15 protein-coding genes are annotated in these 17,479 nt (G+C 73.0%); 9 read left to right on the forward strand and 6 right to left on the reverse strand.

Annotated features, from left to right (window positions below):
* The first annotated feature begins 24 nt into the window (after positions 1-24).
* Positions 25-1,668, forward strand: coding sequence for a DNA repair helicase XPB (locus AB0L33_RS08995; RefSeq protein ID WP_365679116.1), 1,644 nt, complete (start codon positions 25-27; stop codon positions 1,666-1,668).
* Positions 1,669-1,690: 22 nt separating this feature from the next.
* Here the strand turns inward: AB0L33_RS08995 and AB0L33_RS09000 are convergent, their stop codons facing one another.
* Positions 1,691-1,861: a hypothetical protein gene (locus AB0L33_RS09000; protein ID WP_185992977.1), complete on the reverse strand. Its 171-nt coding sequence runs from the start codon at positions 1,859-1,861 to the stop codon at positions 1,691-1,693.
* Between the two features lie 377 nt (positions 1,862-2,238).
* Between AB0L33_RS09000 and AB0L33_RS09005 the strand changes: the two genes are divergently transcribed.
* The gene (locus tag AB0L33_RS09005) at positions 2,239-4,311 is read left to right on the forward strand and encodes a UvrD-helicase domain-containing protein (protein ID WP_365679118.1); all 2,073 of its coding nucleotides are present in this window, start codon (positions 2,239-2,241) and stop codon (positions 4,309-4,311) included.
* A gap of 51 nt (positions 4,312-4,362) precedes the next feature.
* On the opposite strand, the gene AB0L33_RS09010 is transcribed toward AB0L33_RS09005, so the two are convergent.
* Both AB0L33_RS09010 and AB0L33_RS09015 read right to left on the reverse strand, forming a co-directional pair.
* Complete coding sequence (locus AB0L33_RS09010; protein WP_365679120.1) at positions 4,363-7,002, reverse strand: glycoside hydrolase family 9 protein; 2,640 nt, start codon at positions 7,000-7,002, stop codon at positions 4,363-4,365.
* Between the two features lie 511 nt (positions 7,003-7,513).
* A complete protein-coding gene (locus tag AB0L33_RS09015; protein ID WP_365679122.1) occupies positions 7,514-8,203 on the reverse strand; it encodes a copper homeostasis protein CutC in 690 nt (229 codons plus the stop codon).
* Between the two features lie 263 nt (positions 8,204-8,466).
* On the opposite strand from AB0L33_RS09015, the gene AB0L33_RS09020 reads away from it, so the two are divergent.
* Complete coding sequence (locus AB0L33_RS09020; protein WP_365679124.1) at positions 8,467-10,797, forward strand: heavy metal translocating P-type ATPase; 2,331 nt, start codon at positions 8,467-8,469, stop codon at positions 10,795-10,797.
* A gap of 56 nt (positions 10,798-10,853) precedes the next feature.
* Here the strand turns inward: AB0L33_RS09020 and AB0L33_RS09025 are convergent, their stop codons facing one another.
* The gene (locus tag AB0L33_RS09025) at positions 10,854-11,471 is read right to left on the reverse strand and encodes a GNAT family protein (protein ID WP_365679126.1); all 618 of its coding nucleotides are present in this window, start codon (positions 11,469-11,471) and stop codon (positions 10,854-10,856) included.
* Between the two features lie 170 nt (positions 11,472-11,641).
* Here AB0L33_RS09025 and AB0L33_RS09030 point away from each other — a divergent pair, with 170 nt between their 5' ends.
* From AB0L33_RS09030 to AB0L33_RS09045, 4 genes are all read left to right on the forward strand, one after another.
* Positions 11,642-12,193, forward strand: a complete 552-nt coding sequence (locus AB0L33_RS09030; RefSeq protein ID WP_365679128.1) for a hypothetical protein — start codon at positions 11,642-11,644, stop codon at positions 12,191-12,193.
* Complete coding sequence (locus AB0L33_RS09035) at positions 12,190-12,738, forward strand: hypothetical protein (RefSeq protein WP_365679130.1); 549 nt, start codon at positions 12,190-12,192, stop codon at positions 12,736-12,738. The genes AB0L33_RS09030 and AB0L33_RS09035 overlap by 4 nt, the downstream gene beginning before the upstream one ends.
* On the forward strand, positions 12,735-13,394 hold the full coding sequence (locus AB0L33_RS09040) for a hypothetical protein (protein WP_365679132.1): 660 nt from the start codon (positions 12,735-12,737) through the stop codon (positions 13,392-13,394). The genes AB0L33_RS09035 and AB0L33_RS09040 overlap by 4 nt, the downstream gene beginning before the upstream one ends.
* Before the next feature lie 118 nt (positions 13,395-13,512).
* The gene (locus tag AB0L33_RS09045) at positions 13,513-14,745 is read left to right on the forward strand and encodes a Cmx/CmrA family chloramphenicol efflux MFS transporter (protein WP_365679134.1); all 1,233 of its coding nucleotides are present in this window, start codon (positions 13,513-13,515) and stop codon (positions 14,743-14,745) included.
* 25 nt (positions 14,746-14,770) lie between these two features.
* Here the strand turns inward: AB0L33_RS09045 and AB0L33_RS09050 are convergent, their stop codons facing one another.
* Entirely contained in the window at positions 14,771-15,040 is a 270-nt protein-coding gene (locus AB0L33_RS09050) for a DUF4031 domain-containing protein (protein WP_365679136.1), read from the reverse strand.
* On the reverse strand, positions 15,037-15,420 hold the full coding sequence (locus tag AB0L33_RS09055; RefSeq protein ID WP_365679138.1) for a hypothetical protein: 384 nt from the start codon (positions 15,418-15,420) through the stop codon (positions 15,037-15,039). The genes AB0L33_RS09050 and AB0L33_RS09055 overlap by 4 nt, the downstream gene beginning before the upstream one ends.
* 98 nt (positions 15,421-15,518) lie before the next feature.
* Between AB0L33_RS09055 and AB0L33_RS09060 the strand changes: the two genes are divergently transcribed.
* A complete protein-coding gene (locus tag AB0L33_RS09060) occupies positions 15,519-16,436 on the forward strand; it encodes a MurR/RpiR family transcriptional regulator (RefSeq protein WP_365679140.1) in 918 nt (305 codons plus the stop codon).
* Positions 16,437-16,518: 82 nt separating this feature from the next.
* Entirely contained in the window at positions 16,519-17,475 is a 957-nt protein-coding gene (gene murQ, locus AB0L33_RS09065; RefSeq protein ID WP_365679142.1) for an N-acetylmuramic acid 6-phosphate etherase, read from the forward strand.
* Positions 17,476-17,479: the final 4 nt, after the last annotated feature.

Here is a 17,479-nt window from a genome sequence, read left to right on the forward strand (position 1 = left end):
CCCGAGCCGGAAGGGCCAACGCGCGTGAGCGGACCCCTCATCGTCCAGAGCGACAAGACGCTCCTCCTCGAAGTCGACCACGAGCAGGCCGACGCCTGCCGTCGGGCCATCGCGCCGTTCGCCGAGCTGGAGCGGGCACCCGAGCACATCCACACCTACCGGCTGACCCCGCTCGGGCTGTGGAACGCCCGCGCGGCGGGGCACGACGCCGAGCAGGTCGTGGACGCGCTCGTGACGTACTCCCGCTACCCCGTACCGCACGCGCTGCTCGTCGACATCGCCGAGACGATGGACCGCTACGGCCGCCTCACCCTGTCCAAGCACCCCGTCCACGGGCTCGTCCTGACCACGACGGACCGGCCGGTCCTGGAGGAGATCCTCCGGTCGAAGAAGGTCCAGCCCCTGGTGGGCGCCCGGATCGACCCGGACACCGTCGCCGTGCACCCCTCCGAGCGCGGCCAGGTCAAGCAGACGCTGCTCAAGCTCGGCTGGCCCGCCGAGGACCTCGCCGGTTACGTGGACGGCGAGGCGCACCCGATCGAACTGGACGAGGACGGCTGGGCGCTGCGCCCGTACCAGCAGCAGGCCGTCGACGGCTTCTGGCACGGCGGCTCCGGCGTCGTCGTGCTGCCCTGCGGCGCGGGCAAGACGCTCGTCGGCGCGGGCGCGATGGCGCAGGCCAAGGCGACGACGCTGATCCTGGTCACGAACACCGTCTCCGCCCGCCAGTGGAAGCACGAGCTGGTGAAGCGGACCTCGCTGACCGAGGACGAGATCGGCGAGTACAGCGGGACGCGGAAGGAGATCCGGCCGGTCACGATCGCCACGTACCAGGTGCTGACGACCCGCCGGAAGGGCGTCTACCCGCACCTGGAGCTGTTCGACTCCCGCGACTGGGGCCTCGTGATCTACGACGAGGTGCACCTGCTCCCCGCCCCCGTCTTCAAGTTCACCGCCGACCTCCAGGCCCGCCGCCGCCTCGGCCTGACCGCGACCCTGGTCCGCGAGGACGGCCGCGAGTCGGACGTCTTCTCGCTCATCGGCCCCAAGCGGTTCGACGCGCCGTGGAAGGAGATCGAGGCGCAGGGCTACATCGCCCCGGCGGACTGCGTCGAGGTCCGGGTCAACCTCACGGACTCGGAGCGGCTGGCGTACGCGACCGCCGAGGCCGAGGAGAAGTACCGGTTCTGCGCGACCACCGCGACGAAGCGGAAGGTCACCGAGGCGCTGGTGCGCAGGCACAAGGGCGAGCAGACCCTGGTCATCGGGCAGTACATCGACCAGCTGGACGAGCTGGGCGAGCATCTGGACGCCCCGGTGATCAAGGGCGAGACGAGCAACGCGCAGCGCGAGAAGCTGTTCGACGCCTTCCGGCAGGGCGAGCTGAACGTGCTGGTGGTGTCGAAGGTGGCGAACTTCTCCATCGACCTGCCGGAGGCGACGGTCGCCATCCAGGTGTCGGGGACGTTCGGTTCGCGCCAGGAGGAGGCGCAGCGCCTGGGCCGGGTGCTCCGGCCGAAGGCCGACGGGCACGAGGCGCGGTTCTACTCGGTCGTCGCCCGCGACACGATCGACCAGGACTTCGCGGCGCACCGCCAGCGGTTCCTGGCGGAGCAGGGCTACGCGTACCGCATCGTGGACGCGGACGAGCTGCTGTCGGAGAGCTGAGGGAGCGGCGGGGGTGCGGCGGTCAGCGCCGCCGCACCCCCGCCTCCTCCGCGTACTCGCCGAGGACGACGACGCCGAAGGCGGCCTGCGCGAAGACCTTCACGGCACGCAGGGCGCCGGAGGCGCGGTTGTGGGGGTGACCGGGGGCCGCGGTGGCCCCGGTCCTTCGCGGGTCAAGGGTGACGGTGCTCATGTGTCCATGGTGCTCCGGACGGGTGCGCCGGGGCGTCGCCCCGCAGACGGAACCGCGACGCCCCGCGCGTACGCCTCCGGTCGCACGGCACCCCCTACGGGAGGACGGCGCCCCCCTACGGGACGGACGGGCCCCGGCCCTCGGAGCCGTAAAAACCATTCGCGTCCGCACCCCGCCCACCGGTACACTCCCCGGTCTGCCCGCCTCCCGCACCGTGGTACCGGCGGCCCCCGAGGGGCCCAGCCGGCAGCCGGGGGAGCGCCGCCGACCGGACGGAAACCGGCCGACAACCGTACGCACGATCGATCCCCGAGCGGACCGCACACCCCCAGGGCGACGCGGTCCGCCGTCCTGCGTTGAATGCCGGAGGCAACACCGTGCCCGCGCACGAATTCGAGAGCGACACCACCACCGACCCCCTCGCCCATGAGCGCGCCCATCTCGCGGCCTCCCGCGCCGCGTTGCGCGCCATGCGGGAGGACGCCCAGAACCTCGACATCCGCGACGTCACCGCGAACTGGGTGAACGCGGCGGTGCTCCAGGCGCAGATCGACGAGCGCATCAAGTCGCTCGCGGACCTGGCCCACACCCCGCTGTTCTTCGGGCGCCTGGACTATCTGCACGTCGTCGGGGCGGAGGAGGCGGAAGGCGCGGAGGGCGAGCAGTTCTACATCGGGCGCCGCCACGTGCACGACGCGCAGGGCGACCCGATGGTGATCGACTGGCGCGCCCCGGTCTCCCAGCCGTTCTACCGCGCGTCCCGCAAGGACCCGCTGGACGTCGGCCGCAGGCGCCGCTTCGGCTACACGGGCGGGGACCTCACCGCGTACGAGGACGAGCACCTGACCGACCCCGCCGAGGCCGAGCAGACGAGCAAGCTGCTCCAGGCGGAGATCGAGCGCCCCCGCGTCGGCCCCATGCGGGACATCGTCGCGACGATCCAGCCGGAGCAGGACGAGATCGTCCGCAGCGAGCTGGGCGGCACGGTCTGCGTACAGGGCGGCCCCGGCACCGGGAAGACCGCCGTCGGCCTGCACCGGGTCGCGTATCTGCTGTACGCGCACCGCGAGCGCCTGGCCCGCACCGGCACCCTGGTCGTCGGCCCCAACCAGTCCTTCCTGCACTACATCGAGCAGGTGCTCCCCGCCCTCGGCGAGCTGGAGGTCAAGCAGGCGACCGTCGAGGACCTGGTCACCGGGCAGATCGAGGTCCGCGGCGCGGACGAGGCCCCGGCCGCCGTCGTGAAGGGCGACGCCCGCATGGCCGAGGTCCTGCGGCGCGCCCTCCGCTCGCACGTCACACCGCCCACCGAGCCGGTGATGGTGGTGCGAGGCTCGCGGCGCTGGCGCGTACCGGCGTACGAGATCGAGGAGATGGTGCAGGAGCTGCTGACCCGGGACATGCGCTACGGCGCCGCCCACGAGGCACTGCCCCAGCGCATCGCGCACGCCGTCCTGGTCCGCATGGAGCAGGCGGGCGAGGCCCCCGACGACCGGGTGCAGAATGCGGTGGCCCGCAATCCCGCCGTGAAGGCGGCCGTCAAGGCGATCTGGCCCGCCGTGGACCCGGCGAAGCTGGTCCTGCGGCTGCTGTCCGACGCGGACTTCCTGGCGGAGCACGCGGAGGGGCTGCTCACCGAGGACGAGCAGAAGGCGATCCTCTGGGCCAGGCCCGCGCGCAGCGTGAAGACCGCCAAGTGGTCGGCGGCGGACGCGGTGCTGATCGACGAGGCGGCCGACCTGGTCTCGCGCACGCACTCGCTCGGCCACGTCGTGATCGACGAAGCCCAGGACCTCTCCCCCATGCAGTACCGCGCGGTCGGCCGCCGCTGCTCGACCGGTTCGGCGACCGTCCTCGGCGACCTGGCACAGGGCACGACGCCCTGGTCGACGCAGAGCTGGGAGCAGGCGCTGCACCACCTGGGCAAGGCGGACGCGCTGGTGGAGGAGCTGACGGCCGGATTCCGCGTGCCGCGCGACGTGATCGCGTACGCGTCCCGGCTGCTCCCGGTGATCTCGCCGGGGCTGACGCCCGTGGAGTCGGTGCGTGAGTCGCCCGGCTCGCTCGCGGTACGCGAGGTGGCAAACGCGGCGGCACTGGACGCGGCGGTCGTCGCGGCCTGCGAGGAATCCCTGACGCACGAGGGCTCGATCGGCCTGATCGCCGCCGACGCCCGCGTTCCGGCCCTGGCCGACGCGCTCACCGCGGCCGGGCACACGTACCTCTCCCCCGGCCAGGAGACGACCGCCGAGACCCGGCTGACCCTGGTCCCGGCGTCGCTGGCGAAGGGCCTGGAGTACGACTACGTGGTGCTGGACGAACCGGCCGCCGTGGTCGACGGCGAACCGGACGAACGCACGGGCCTGCGCCGGTTGTACGTGGCGCTGACCCGTGCGGTCTCCGGACTGACGGTGCTTCACGCCGCGCCGCTGCCGGAGGAGCTGGCGTAGCGGGGTGAACGGGGGCGGGGGGACCCTCGTCCACCCCCGCCCCCGCCCGGTCTATCCGGCGGAGCAGGACCGCCCGTTCAGCTTCACGGTGCCGGGGTCGGCCGCCGGGCCCGTGATGCTGCTGTTGAACCCGAAGTCCACGGTGGCGCCGGGCGCGATCGTCCGGTTCCACGACAGCGGCGTCGCCGTCACCGTCCTGTCGAACTGGCTGATCGCGGCGCTCCAGGTGTGGCTGAGCTTCTGGTCACCGGGCAGCAGCCAGGTCAGGGACCACGGGGTGACCGGCTCGGTGCCGGTGTTCTTCACCGTGACCGTGGTGGTCGAGCCCGTGCTCCACGGGTGCGAGGAGTACGTCACCTTGCAGGTCCGCTCCGGGCCCGTGGCGTCGCCCGCGTCGTCCAGGTAGGAGGCGATGTAGGCGAGCGGGGCGTTCCAGTTGATGGCGACCTCGTTGGTGGCGTACGAGCCGTTGTCGTCGAGGTAGCACATCGCGGCCGCGCACCCCTTGAGCTTCGCGGCGGCCTCCGGGTCGCCCGAGGTCGGGGCGGTCAGGTTGGGCCCGCCCGCGAGGGACCCGGCGGGCGGGTGCGGCAGGGACGGGTCGGACTCGTGCGCCCAGAACCGGTGGTGCTGGTTCTGCGAATAACGCTCGCCGTAGCCGGTGACGTACGACTGGTTGAGCGGGTTGCGCCCGAAGAGGTAGTCCGCGCCGCGCAGCACGGCGTTCCGGTATCCGGCGTCACCGGTGAGGTCGGCGGCGGCGGCCAGCACGATCATGTTGTTCAGGACCTGGCTGTTCGAACCCCAGGCGTAGTTCTGGTCCTTGGGCGCGTACGGCACGCCGTACAGCTGGTCCTCGGTCTGCGCCTTGTAGCGGTCGGCGGCCGTCGTCACTACGTTCCGGACGTCCGCGAGCTGGCCGGCCGTCAGGTCGTTCGGGACCGTGGCCAGGCTCAGGACGCCGAGCCCGGCGGTGCCGCCCCACCACATGCCGCCGTCGGCGGGGAACGCGGCGTCGACGTCACCGTGCAGCGGCGAGTCCAGCAGCGCCTGCCGGTACGTGTCCTTGCCGGTCGTGGTGAACAGCTCGGCGGCGGCCCAGTAGAACTCGTCGCGCACGTCGTTGTCCTCGTACGTCCCGCCCCCGACGCCGTCGGCCGGGCTGGCGAGCACGTCCGGGTGCGCCTTCGCGGCGGCCCACGCCGTCTCGGCGGCGGTACGGCACTGAGCGGCGAAGTCGGCGTCGAACGGGGCGTAGAGGCGGGCGCACTGGGCGGCCGTCGCGGCGAGGTTCAGGGTCGCGGCGGTCGTCGGCGGGTGCAGTTCGCGCTGCTCCGGGTCGAGTTCGGGCCGCATCGGGAGGCCGGTCCAGTTGGCGTCGTGCACCTTGTGGTGGACCATGCCCGCCAGCGGCTCCCCGGCCGGGACCTGCATGCGCATCAGGAACTCCAGCTCCCAGCGCGCCTCGTCCAGGATGTCCGGCACGTCGTTCCCGTGCTCGGGCACCCGCAGCGCGCCGTCGCCCAGCTCGGCGGACTCGGCGCCGTCGGCGGTGAGCGTGCGCTCGTAGGTGTCCATCAGCTCGGCGACCGCGATGCCGCCGTTCACGACGTACTTGCCGTGGTCCCCGGCGTCGTACCAGCCGCCGCGCACGTCGAGCCGGTAGTCGCAGACGCCCGCCTGACAGGGCACGTCCGTGTCGCCCTTGTTCGGCGCCACGCCCAGGTGCCCGGCCGGGCGCGCGTACTCCTCGCCGACCAGGTCCGCGTCGATCGCGATGCCGCTGCGGTTCTGGTAGAAGTACGCGAGCGAGTCGGACCGGAGGCTGTCGTAGAGGTCCGCCCGGATCGAGAAGGGCTCGCTGACCTGCCCGTCCGCCTCGACCGTGAAGCCGTCGCCGGTGGCGGTGGCGTCGCTGAAGTCGAAGGTGTGCACGTTCTGCCGCGAGGTCGGGTCCTCGCCGCCCGGGGTGGTCGTCCCACTGGCGACGGCCGTACCGTCGGCCGCCTTCAGCGTCCACGGCAGCGGGTCGGTCGCGTCGGTGACCAGGGTGCCGGTCTTCGGGCCCTTGGGCAGGTAGCCGACCTGGTTGACGCGGACCCGCGACCCGGTGTCGGGCACGTACACGGGCGGCTCGGCGCCCCCGCGCAGCGACACGTCGTCCACGCAGAAGGTCGCCGCCTCCGCGCCCCCGCCGACCTGGAACGCCACCTGCGCGCCGTCCTGGTCGGCGGACGCGGTGAACACGTGCGTGTAGGCGGTCGCCTCGGCGCCGATGTGATCGGTCGCGGACAGATCGGCGGTGTACGGATCGGTCGCCATCTGCACGTTGGTGTGAATGGACAGCGGTACGGTCGAACTCGCCGTGTACGTAAGGGTGTACGTCTCCCCGGCGACGAGCGGGATGTCGTTCTGCCCGATGATCGCGTCCCACGGGTTGGCGGTCCCGCCCGGCACGTCGGCACACAGCCGCCCGTCCACGACGGCCACCGGCGCGTTGGCCGTCGACCACCAGGGCGCGGTCCCCGCGGAGAAGTCACCGTTGACGACCTGCTCCGGCGCGGGGTCGTCGCCGTCGGCGGCGACGGCCCCCGGCGCGGTCAGAATCCCACCGCAGAGGGCGGCAACGGCCAGCACGCCAAGCGCACGCCTTCGGCGCCGGACGGAGGAGGGGGGTGAGGAGGCGTTCACCGGGAGCCTTTCGTCGTGGGGACGGACGATGCGGCGATGGGAGCGCTCCCACGACAGACGGGCATGCCGGGGAGGCGCGCCATGGGAGCGTTCCCATCGCCGCGAGGCCATTGTGGGGCGGGGGGCGGCAGTTGCGCCAGGGTCATGACAGGGCGACGTTCCGTCGCGGGCGCTCGAGGCCGCGGGGGCGGGACCCAGCGCCACGAAATCCAGCCCCTCCGGCGCTTGAGGAGCGGGGGCACGGGGGCAGCGCCCCCGAAACCACGACGCCACGCGCAGGCGCGGAACCCGGCGCCACCAACAACCCCAGCCCCTCCGGCGCTTGAGGAGCGGGGGCCCGGGGGCAGCGCCCCCGAAACCACGGCGCCACACGCGGGGACAGGCCCAGCGCCACCAACAACCCCAGCCCCTCCGGCGCTTGAGGAGGCGGGGGCCCGGGGGCAGCGCCCCCGCAGGAACGGCGCGCGACGGGCGCACCCGGCGGCACCACACCGCCCCCAGGGCCCCGCGCCTAGCGGTCGAGCACCGCCCGCCACTCCCGTACCGACTCCGCGGACACCGGCCCCGCCCAGCCGTCCGGCCGGGCCGCGCCACCGATGTGGACCGCGTCGATGCCCGCGTCCAGAAGCGCCGGAAGGTGTTCGAGCCGCAGCCCGCCCCCCACCAGAATCCGCGGCTCGTACCCGGGCCGGCCCTGCCGCCCCGCCTCGGCCACCAACGTCGGTATCCCCGCGTCCACGCCCGCCGCCGCCCCGGCCGTCAGATACGTGTCCAGCCCGGGCAGATCCGCGAGGGCCGTGCGCAGCGCGTCCCGGTCGGCCGCCCGGTCGATCGCCCGGTGGAACGTCCACCGGCAGCCGTCCAGCACGGCGACGAGCCGTTCGACCGCGACCAGGTCCGGATTCCCGTCCGCGTCCAGGAAGCCGAGGACGAACTCGTCCGCCCCCTCGGCCCGCAGCTCGCGCGCCTTGCGTACGAGTATCTCGACGTCACCGGCCGCGAAGCCGTCGGCGACCCTGAGCATCACCCGCAGCGGAATGTCCACCGCGGCGCGGATCGCCGCGAAGGTCGCACAGGACGGGGTGAGTCCGTCCGCCGCCATGTCGGTGACCAGCTCAAGCCGGTCCGCACCACCCGCCTGGGCGGCGACCGCGTCCTCCGCGTCGAGAGCGATCACCTCCAGGACTGCACGGTTGCTCATGGGAACCCAATCCTCCAGGAAGCAGCTACAGGTCTAGTCCAATGACCCAGCCTACGGGGCGGTAGGCCCACGGCGCAGCCCTGACCGTGAACGTGAAGATACGCGAGCCCGAACGGACGACGGCCGACCGACCGGCCCGCCCGAGCGCACCGCGGAGGATCACCCTTGCTTCCACATAGGGGGTGGGGGTATACATGGACTCAAGAGATACCCCCGGGGGGTACCCAAAACGGGTACCCAGGGACCACCACGAGGAGGCCCCCGTGTCAGCGCCCACAGCGCAGACCGCGCACACCGCACGTACCGCGCAGCCCGCCCGGGCCGAGGTCGAGCTGGCCATCGGCGGCATGACCTGCGCCTCCTGTGCGGCCCGTATCGAGAAGAAGCTCAACCGGATGGACGGCGTCACGGCCACCGTCAACTACGCCACGGAGAAGGCCCACGTCACCTACGACGGCGCCGCCGCCTCCGTGCGGGACCTCGTCGCCACGGTCGAGAAGACCGGCTACACCGCGCACGAGCCCGCACCCCCGGCGCGTACGACGGAGGACGAGGCCGCACCCGCCCCGCAGGAGGCCGACACCCTGCGGCAGCGGCTGATCACGGCCGTGCTCCTCGCGGTGCCGGTGGTCGCGATGTCGATGATCCCGGCGCTCCAGTTCGACAACTGGCAGTGGCTCGCCCTCACCCTCACCGCCCCCGTCGTCACGTACGCGGGCTGGCCGTTCCACCGGGCGGCATGGACCAACGCCCGGCACGGCGCGGCGACGATGGACACGCTCATCTCGCTCGGCACGTCCGCCGCGTTCCTGTGGTCGCTGTGGGCGCTGTTCTTCGGCACCGCCGGGATGACCGGCATGACGCACCCGTTCGAGCTGACCATCGGCCGCACCGACGGCGCCGGGAACATCTATCTGGAGGCGGCCGCAGGAGTCACCGCGTTCATCCTCGCCGGGCGCTACTTCGAGGCCCGGTCGAAGCGGAAGGCGGGCGCCGCACTGAAGGCCCTCCTCGAACTGGGCGCCAAGGAGGTCACCGTCCTGCGCGACGGCCGCGAGGTGACCGTGGACACGGCGGACCTCCAGGTCGGTGACCGCTTCCTCGTCCGCCCCGGCGAGAAGATCGCCACGGACGGCACCGTGGTAGAGGGCTCCTCGGCGGTGGACGCGTCCATGCTCACCGGCGAGTCCGTGCCGGTCGAGGTCGGCGTCGGCGACACCGTGACCGGCGCGACGCTGAACGCGGGCGGCCGCCTGGTGGTCGAGGCGACCCGCGTCGGCGCGGACACCCAACTCGCCCGGATGGCGAAGCTGGTGGAGGACGCGCAGAACGGCAAGGCGGCGGCGCAGCGCCTCGCGGACCGGATCTCGGCGGTCTTCGTCCCCGTCGTCATCGCCCTCGCGCTCGGCACCCTGGGCTTCTGGCTGGCGGACGGCGCGGGGCTGACGGCCGCGTTCACGGCGGCGGTGGCGGTCCTGATCATCGCCTGCCCCTGCGCCCTCGGCCTCGCCACCCCGACCGCGCTGATGGTCGGCACCGGACGAGGCGCCCAGCTCGGCATCCTCATCAAGGGCCCCGAGGTCCTGGAGTCCACCCGCCGCGTCGACACGATCGTCCTGGACAAGACCGGCACCGTCACCACCGGCCGCATGACCCTCCAGGCCGTCCACACGGCACCCGGAACCACCGAGACCGACGCCCTCCGCCTCGCCGGAGCCCTCGAACACGCCTCCGAACACCCCATCGCCCAGGCGGTGGCCACCGGAGCCGCCGACCGCACCGGCACCGCCCTTCCCACCCCGGAGGACTTCGCCAACGTCCCCGGGCTCGGCGTCCAGGGCGTGGTCGACGGCCACGCGGTCCTCGTCGGCCGCGAACAGCTCCTCGCGGAGTGGGAGATCCGGCTCCCGGCGGACCTGGCCGCCCGCAAGGCCGAGGCGGAGGCCGCCGGACGGACGGCCATCGCGGTCGCCTGGGACGGCGAGGCGCGCGCGGTGTTCGAGGTGGCCGACGCGGTGAAGGACACCAGCGCCGAGGCGATCGGACGCATGCGCCGCCTGGGCCTGACGCCCATCCTGCTGACCGGCGACAACCGGGCGGTGGCGGAGTCGGTCGCCGCCGAGGTCGGGATCACCGAGGTGTACGCGGAGGTCATGCCGCAGGACAAGGTGGACGTCGTCAAGCGCCTCCAGGCGGAGGGCCGCTCGGTGGCGATGGTCGGCGACGGCGTGAACGACGCGGCCGCGCTGGCCCAGGCAGACCTGGGCCTGGCGATGGGCACGGGGACGGACGCGGCGATCGAGGCGGGCGACCTGACCCTGGTCCGCGGCGACCTCCGCGCGGCGCCGGACGCGATCCGCCTGGCCCGCCGGACGCTGAGCACGATCCGGACGAACCTGTTCTGGGCGTTCGCGTACAACGTGGCAGCGCTTCCGCTGGCCGCGGCGGGGCTGCTGAACCCGATGATCGCCGGGGCGGCGATGGCGTTCTCCTCGGTGTTCGTGGTCGGCAACTCACTGCGCCTGCGAAGGTTCGCTCCCAGCCGGACCGCCACGCCCAACCCGTCCGCAACACCCAGCCCGTCCGGCGTTTGAGGACGGAACCGTTCACGGGGCGTCCCCGAACCCACGGGGGCGCCCCGAAGTGCCGCCTACGCACCCCCCATCCGCGCCTCCAGGCGCCCCCGCACAGCAGGCCACTCCTCCCGCGTGATGGAGAAGATCGCCGAATCCCGCAACCGCCCCTCCTCCCCCGGCACCCACGACGGCGACCAGTTCCGCAGCACACCCTCGAACGTGGCTCCCACCGACTGGATCGCGGCCCGCGAGCGCCGGTTGCGCGCATCGGTCTTCAGGTCGACGCGCGAGACGCCCCACTCCTCGAACGCGTGCCGGAAGAGCAGGTACTTGGACTCGGTGTTCACCCCGGTCCCCTGCGCGGACGCCGCGAGCCAGGTGAAGCCCACCTCGATGGCGGTGAGGCTGTCGTCGTCCAGCCAGCACCGCGGCTCCCAGAAGGCGGTGGCCCCGATGACCTGCCCGGAGGCCCGGTCCACCTGGACGTAGGGCGCCAGCTTCCCGGCGGCGGCACGCCCCAACTGGGCGTCGATGTAGCCCTCGACCTCCCCCGGCCCGGGCACCCAGGTGTATCCGTACGAGCTCCGGTTCTCCTGCCCGGCCCGCAACAGCCCCTCCGCATGCCGGTGTTCCAGCGGTTCCAGCCGCACCCGAGCACCTTCCAGAACCGGCCCCACCAGCACGAAAGTCATCGCTCACCCATCCAGTCGGAAGCAGGGAATCAACGGGCCCGAGCCCGCACGCAGATTCCCAGAGCGCCGCCCCCGATGTCGCGCGAATATGGCCGACCGGGCCCGCCCGCCCCTTGCCCCGACCCCATGCCCCAACCCCCCTTGTCAGTCCCCCCGTCTACGCTCGCCGCATGACTTTCATCGACAGTGCGTGCGAGTTCCCGGGACACGAGGTCAACCTCGTGTTCGCCCGCGGGTTGTCCCGGGACGCGCTCGTGGCAGGCCTGCGCGAGCAGGACCGCGAGGCGCTGGCCGACGGAGAGGCGGGGGGTTGGGCATGGGCGGTGCATGACATGGCCAACTGGGAGATCCAGGACTACGACAACATCGACTACACGCGCCTCTGCGCCCCCCGGGGCGAGATCGTGGTCATCGTGACCGAGCCGTGCAGCGCCAAGGCGCACGGGCCGGACTTCACGTATCTGCGCGACGGGAAGTGGATCGTCCACTTCAGCTTCGAGGACGTGGAACAGCGGGTCGGCGACAACCCCGACCACATGACGGCCGAACTGCTCGCCGCGAACCTCATAGGCCCCGACGCGGAATGCCTCGCCTGGGAGACCGATCCGGGCCACGACTGCTACGAGCACGAAGCCGACAAGGAGGAGCGGATCGTGCGCGCGATAGCCGCCTGCTTCGGCCTGCCCTCGCCGCCGCTCGCCCGCGAGGTGGCGGCCCTGTGAGCGCCGCCGCCATTCCCCCGGACACGTTCGTCACGTACGCCAGGGGCCTCGACCTTCCCACGCTGAGCGGGATCTACGCGGACCTGGGCCTCCCCGCTCGTACGGAGGGCGCGTCCGACGGCTGGGCCTGGCTGACGCACGACGCGGCGACGGCCAAGGGCGGCGACGTCGCGACCCAGGCGGGTTACCTCACGGGCTTCCGCTACGAGGAACGCTTCGGCCGTCCCAACCCCCTGGAAACCGTGTTCCTCGCCTCCACCCCGGCCTGCGAGTGCCCGCACGGGCAGAACTACGCGGTCCCCCACTGCGAGGCGCACCCGTTCCACTTCATCCACAGCAGGCGCGGCTTCCCGACCACGTACTTCAACATGGGCGCCCGCCGCGAGAGCCGGCGCCACGGCGACCTGCTGGTGCGCGAGCTGCTGGCGGCCGGGATCATCGGCCGGGAGACCCCGCGTTACGAGACGGAGCCCGGGTTCAACGCGGACGGCGCCGTGACCCTGCGGATCATCACCGGCCACTTCGGCCTACCCTCGTGCGCATGACGGACGACCGCAGGCAGGAAGAGGAAGCGCTCCGCACCCGCTGGCACGACACCCTCGTCGCGGCCCGGGGCGGTGCGGACGGCCCCGATCCGCTCCCGTACGCCGACCATCTCCTGGGCCGCTGGGCCGAGCCGCAGCGCAAGTACCACACGACCGCCCACCTCGCGGCGGTCCTGGACCGGATCGACACGCTCGCCGGGCACGCCGCCGACGCGGACGCCGTGCGCCTGGCGGCCTGGTTCCACGACGCGGTCTACCGGCCCGACCGGTCGGAGAACGAGGAGCGCAGCGCCGTGCTCGCCGAGCGGGCGCTCCCGGAGGCCGGCGTGCCGGACGCGGTGACCGCGGAGACGGCCCGGCTCGTCCGGCTCACCGTCACGCACGACCCGGCCCCCGGCGACACCAACGGCGAGGTGCTGTGCGACGCGGACCTGGCCGTCCTCGCGGCGCCGCCGAAGGAGTACGGGGAGTACGCGGCGCAGGTCCGCGAGGAGTACGGGTTCGTGCCGGACGAGGCGTTCCGGGAGGGCAGGGCTGCGGTGCTGCGGCAACTCCTGGGACTTCCGCGGCTGTTCCGTACGCCGTACGGCATGAGGGAGTGGGAGCCGCGGGCCCGGCAGAATCTGCTGACGGAGCTCGAACTGCTCACGCGCTGACCGGGAGGGGCGGCGGCACCGCGTCACCACCGCCACCAGCGGCGACCGGGGAATGTCAGGAACGTTTCCGCTGTTGCCACCTGTCATGCCTGACTCCGCCGTGCGCGCCCCTTCCCGTATGCCCCTGGCCGTATACATCCTCGGCCTCTCGGTCTTCGCCCTGGGCACGAGCGAGTTCATGCTCTCCGGGCTGCTGCCCCCGATCGCGGACGACATGGACGTGTCGATTCCGCGCGCCGGACTCCTCATATCCGCGTTCGCGATCGGCATGGTGGTCGGCGCCCCGCTGCTCGCCGTGGCGACGCTGCGGCTGCCGCGCCGCACGACGCTCATCACGCTGATCTCGGTCTTCGGCCTCGGCCAGGTCGCGGGCGCGCTCGCGCCGACGTACGAGGTGCTGTTCGTGTCCCGCGTGGTCAGCGCGTTCGCGTGCGCCGGGTTCTGGGCGGTCGGGGCGGCCGTCGCCATCGCGATGGTGCCGGTGAACGCGCGGGCCCGCGCCATGGCCGTGATGATCGGCGGGCTGTCCATCGCGAACGTGCTGGGCGTCCCGCTGGGCGCGTTCCTCGGCGAGAACCTGGGCTGGCGGTCGGCGTTCTGGGCGGTCGGCGCGGCCTCCGCGGTCGCCCTGGTCGGTGTGACGACACTGATCCCGCGCATCCCGCTGCCCGACGAGAAGCCGCAGCTCAAGCGGGAGATGGGCATCTACCGCGACCGTCAGGTGTGGCTGTCGATCGTGATCACCGCGCTCGCGGCGGGCGGCGTGTTCTGCGCGTTCAGCTACCTCGCGCCGCTGCTCACGGATGTGGCCGGTCTCGACTCGGGCTGGGTGCCGACCGTGCTGGCGCTGTTCGGCGTGGGCGCCCTGGTCGGTACGACGATCGGCGGCCGGGTCGCGGACGCGCACCTCTTCGGGGTGCTGCTGAGCGGGATCGCGGCGTCGACGGTGTTCCTGTCGGCGCTGGCGCTGTTCGCGTCGAACCAGGCGGCCGTGATCACGCTGTCGTTCCTGCTGGGCCTGTCGGCGTTCTACACCGCGCCCGCGCTCAACGCCCGGATGTTCAACGTGGCGGGCGCCGCGCCGACGCTGGCGGGCGCGACGACGACCGCCGCGTTCAACCTGGGCAACACGGGCGGTCCCTGGCTCGGCGGCACGGTGATCGACGCGGACTTCGGCTTCGAGGCGACGGCCTGGGCCGGGGCGGCGATGACCGTGGCGGCGCTGGTGGCCGTGGTGGCCTCGCTCCGGCTCCAGCGGGCGCGCGGCTCGGCGGCCTCCCGGCTGGTGGCGCGGGGTGAGGGGGCGCCCGGGGCGGCGCCGGTGGAGTCGACGGAGTGCGCGACGGGCTGAGCCGGGTGCTCAGGGCGCCGGGTGATCACGGCGCCGGGCGCCCCTTGGGCCTGCGCAGGCCCGCTGCCGTGAGCCGCCGGACCAGCTCCTTCGAGCCGATCTCCCGCGCCCCGGCCCGCACCGCGTCCTCGTAGCTCGCGGCCGGGATGTCGTAGTGGTCGCGCTCGAAGGCCCGCGCCGGGGCGCCGATGGACGCCGCGAAGGCGTGCAGCTCCTCGAAGGACACATCGCTGACCAGGTGCGACCAGAGGCGCCCGTGGCCGGGCCAGGTCGGCGGGTCGATGTAGAGCGTCACGGCCGGAGTATCCCGCCGAGCGCGCCGACCGGGGCGACCGCCACCGCGGCCTTGGTGCAGACCCAGTGCGGGTGCGGCCCGAGCTCCGGCTCGACGTCCAGCGCGTGCGGGTCGCCCGCGTCGCAGACCGGGCAGAGCGGCCAGCGGCCGTACTTCTCCAGGAGCGCGTCCTGCACGTCCTGGGCGATGAGGCCGACCACGAACTCCGCGCCCTCCGGCCACTGCTCCACCCACCAGCGGCGGTGCGTCACGGCGTCCTCGACCATGGACACGATCTGCGCCTCGGCGACGTCTCCGGCGGCGAGGTCGGCCATGACGAGGGCGCGGGCGGTGTGCAGCGCCTGCTCCAGGCGGTCGGGCTCCGGCGGATTCTGCTCCATGAAGCCATTGTCCACCCCTCCGGCGACGTCAACGGCTTCCGCCAAAGGTCACACCAAAGAGGGTTGACGCACCCCGGACTTGAAAATATCTTTCAAAGGTGACCAATGACCTGAAGGAAAGTTTCAGTACGGACTCGCCGCCGGCTCCGGCGGCCCTCGCCGCCAAGGTGCGGACGCTGTCGCCGTCCATGACCCGCTCCATGCAGCGCGTCGCCGAGGCCGTCGCCGGCGACCCCGCGGGCTGCGCCGCCCTGACGGTCACCGGTCTCGCCGAGCTGACGGGCACCAGCGAGGCGACGGTGGTCCGCACCGCCCGCCTCCTGGGCTATCCCGGCTATCGCGACCTGCGCCTCGCGCTCGCCGGTCTCGCCGCCCACCAGGAGTCCGGCCGCGCCCCCGCCGTCACCGCGGACATAGCGGTGGACGACCCCATCGCCGACGTGGTCGCCAAGCTGGCCTACGACGAGCAGCAGACCCTCGCCGACACCGCCGCCGGGCTCGACACGGTGCAGCTGGGCGCCGCGGTCGCCGCCGCCGCCACCGCGCGCCGGATCGACATCTACGGCGTGGGCGCGTCCTCCCTCGTCGGCCAGGACCTGGCCCAGAAGCTGGCCCGGATCGGCCTCATCGCCCACTCCCACACGGACCCGCACCTCGCCGTGACCAACGCCGTGCAGCTCCGCTCCGGCGACATGGCCATCGCGATCACGCACTCCGGCTCGACGGGCGACGTCATAGAGCCGCTGCGCGTCGCCTTCGACCGGGGCGCGACGACGGTCGCGATCACCGGCCGTCCCGACGGCCCCGTCACGCAGTACGCGGACCACGTGCTGACGACGTCCACGGCGCGCGAGAGCGAGCTGCGCCCGGCCGCGATGTCGAGCCGCACCAGCCAGCTCCTGGTGGTCGACTGCCTGTTCATAGGCGTCGCGCAGCGTACGTACGAGACGGCTGCCCCGGCCCTCGCCGCCTCCTACGAGGCGCTGGCCCACCGCCACACCCCGCGCACCCGCTGACCGTCACCCGGACTCCCTCCGGCAGCGCCCCGCACCAGCCCCCCGCAACCGCACGCCGTACGAGAAAGCAGAGCCGCTCTCCATGACCTCCCTCACCGACGCCACCCCCGACGGCTACGGCGAGCTGCGCGCCCAGCTCGCGACCCTCACCACCGAGGCGTTCCGCCCGGAGCTCGCCGAGATCGACCGGCTGGCCACCGCGGAGATCGCCCGGATCATGAACGGCGAGGACCAGACCGTCCCGGCCGCCGTCGCCGAGCGGCTGCCCGAGATCGCCGCCGCGATCGACGCCACCGCCGAGCGCATGGCCCGCGGCGGCCGCCTGATCTACGCGGGCGCGGGCACGGCGGGGCGGCTGGGCGTGCTGGACGCCAGCGAGTGCCCGCCCACGTTCAACACGGACCCGGCCGACGTCATCGGCCTGATCGCGGGCGGCCCGTCCGCCATGGTCACCGCCGTCGAGGGCGCGGAGGACAGCAAGGAGCTCGCCGCCGCCGACCTGGAGGCGCTGGAACTCACCGCCGACGACACGGTGGTCGGCATCTCCGCCTCCGGCCGCACGCCGTACGCGATCGGGGCCGTGGAGCACGCCCGCGCGAAGGGCGCCCTGACCCTCGGCCTGTCGTGCAACGCGGCCTCCGCGCTGGGCGCCGCCGCCGAGCACCCGATCGAGGTCGTCGTCGGCCCCGAGCTGCTGACCGGCTCCACCCGCCTCAAGGCGGGCACGGCCCAGAAGCTCGTGCTCAACATGATCTCGACCATCACGATGATCCGCCTCGGCAAGACGTACGGGAACCTGATGGTCGACGTGCGTGCCTCCAACGAGAAGCTGCGGGCGCGCTCCCGGCGCATCGTCGCGCTGGCCACCGGCGCGTCCGACGAGGAGATCGAGACGGCGCTCGCCGCCACGGACGGCGAGGTGAAGAACGCCATCCTGACGATCCTCGGCCAGGTCGACGGCCCCACGGCCGCCACGCTCCTGACCGAGTCCGACGGCCACCTCCGCGCCGCGCTCGCCGCCGCCCCCCGCACCACCTGACCCA

It is taken from the genome of Streptomyces sp. NPDC052299 (genome assembly GCF_040679335.1).
Classification (GTDB): domain Bacteria; phylum Actinomycetota; class Actinomycetes; order Streptomycetales; family Streptomycetaceae; genus Streptomyces.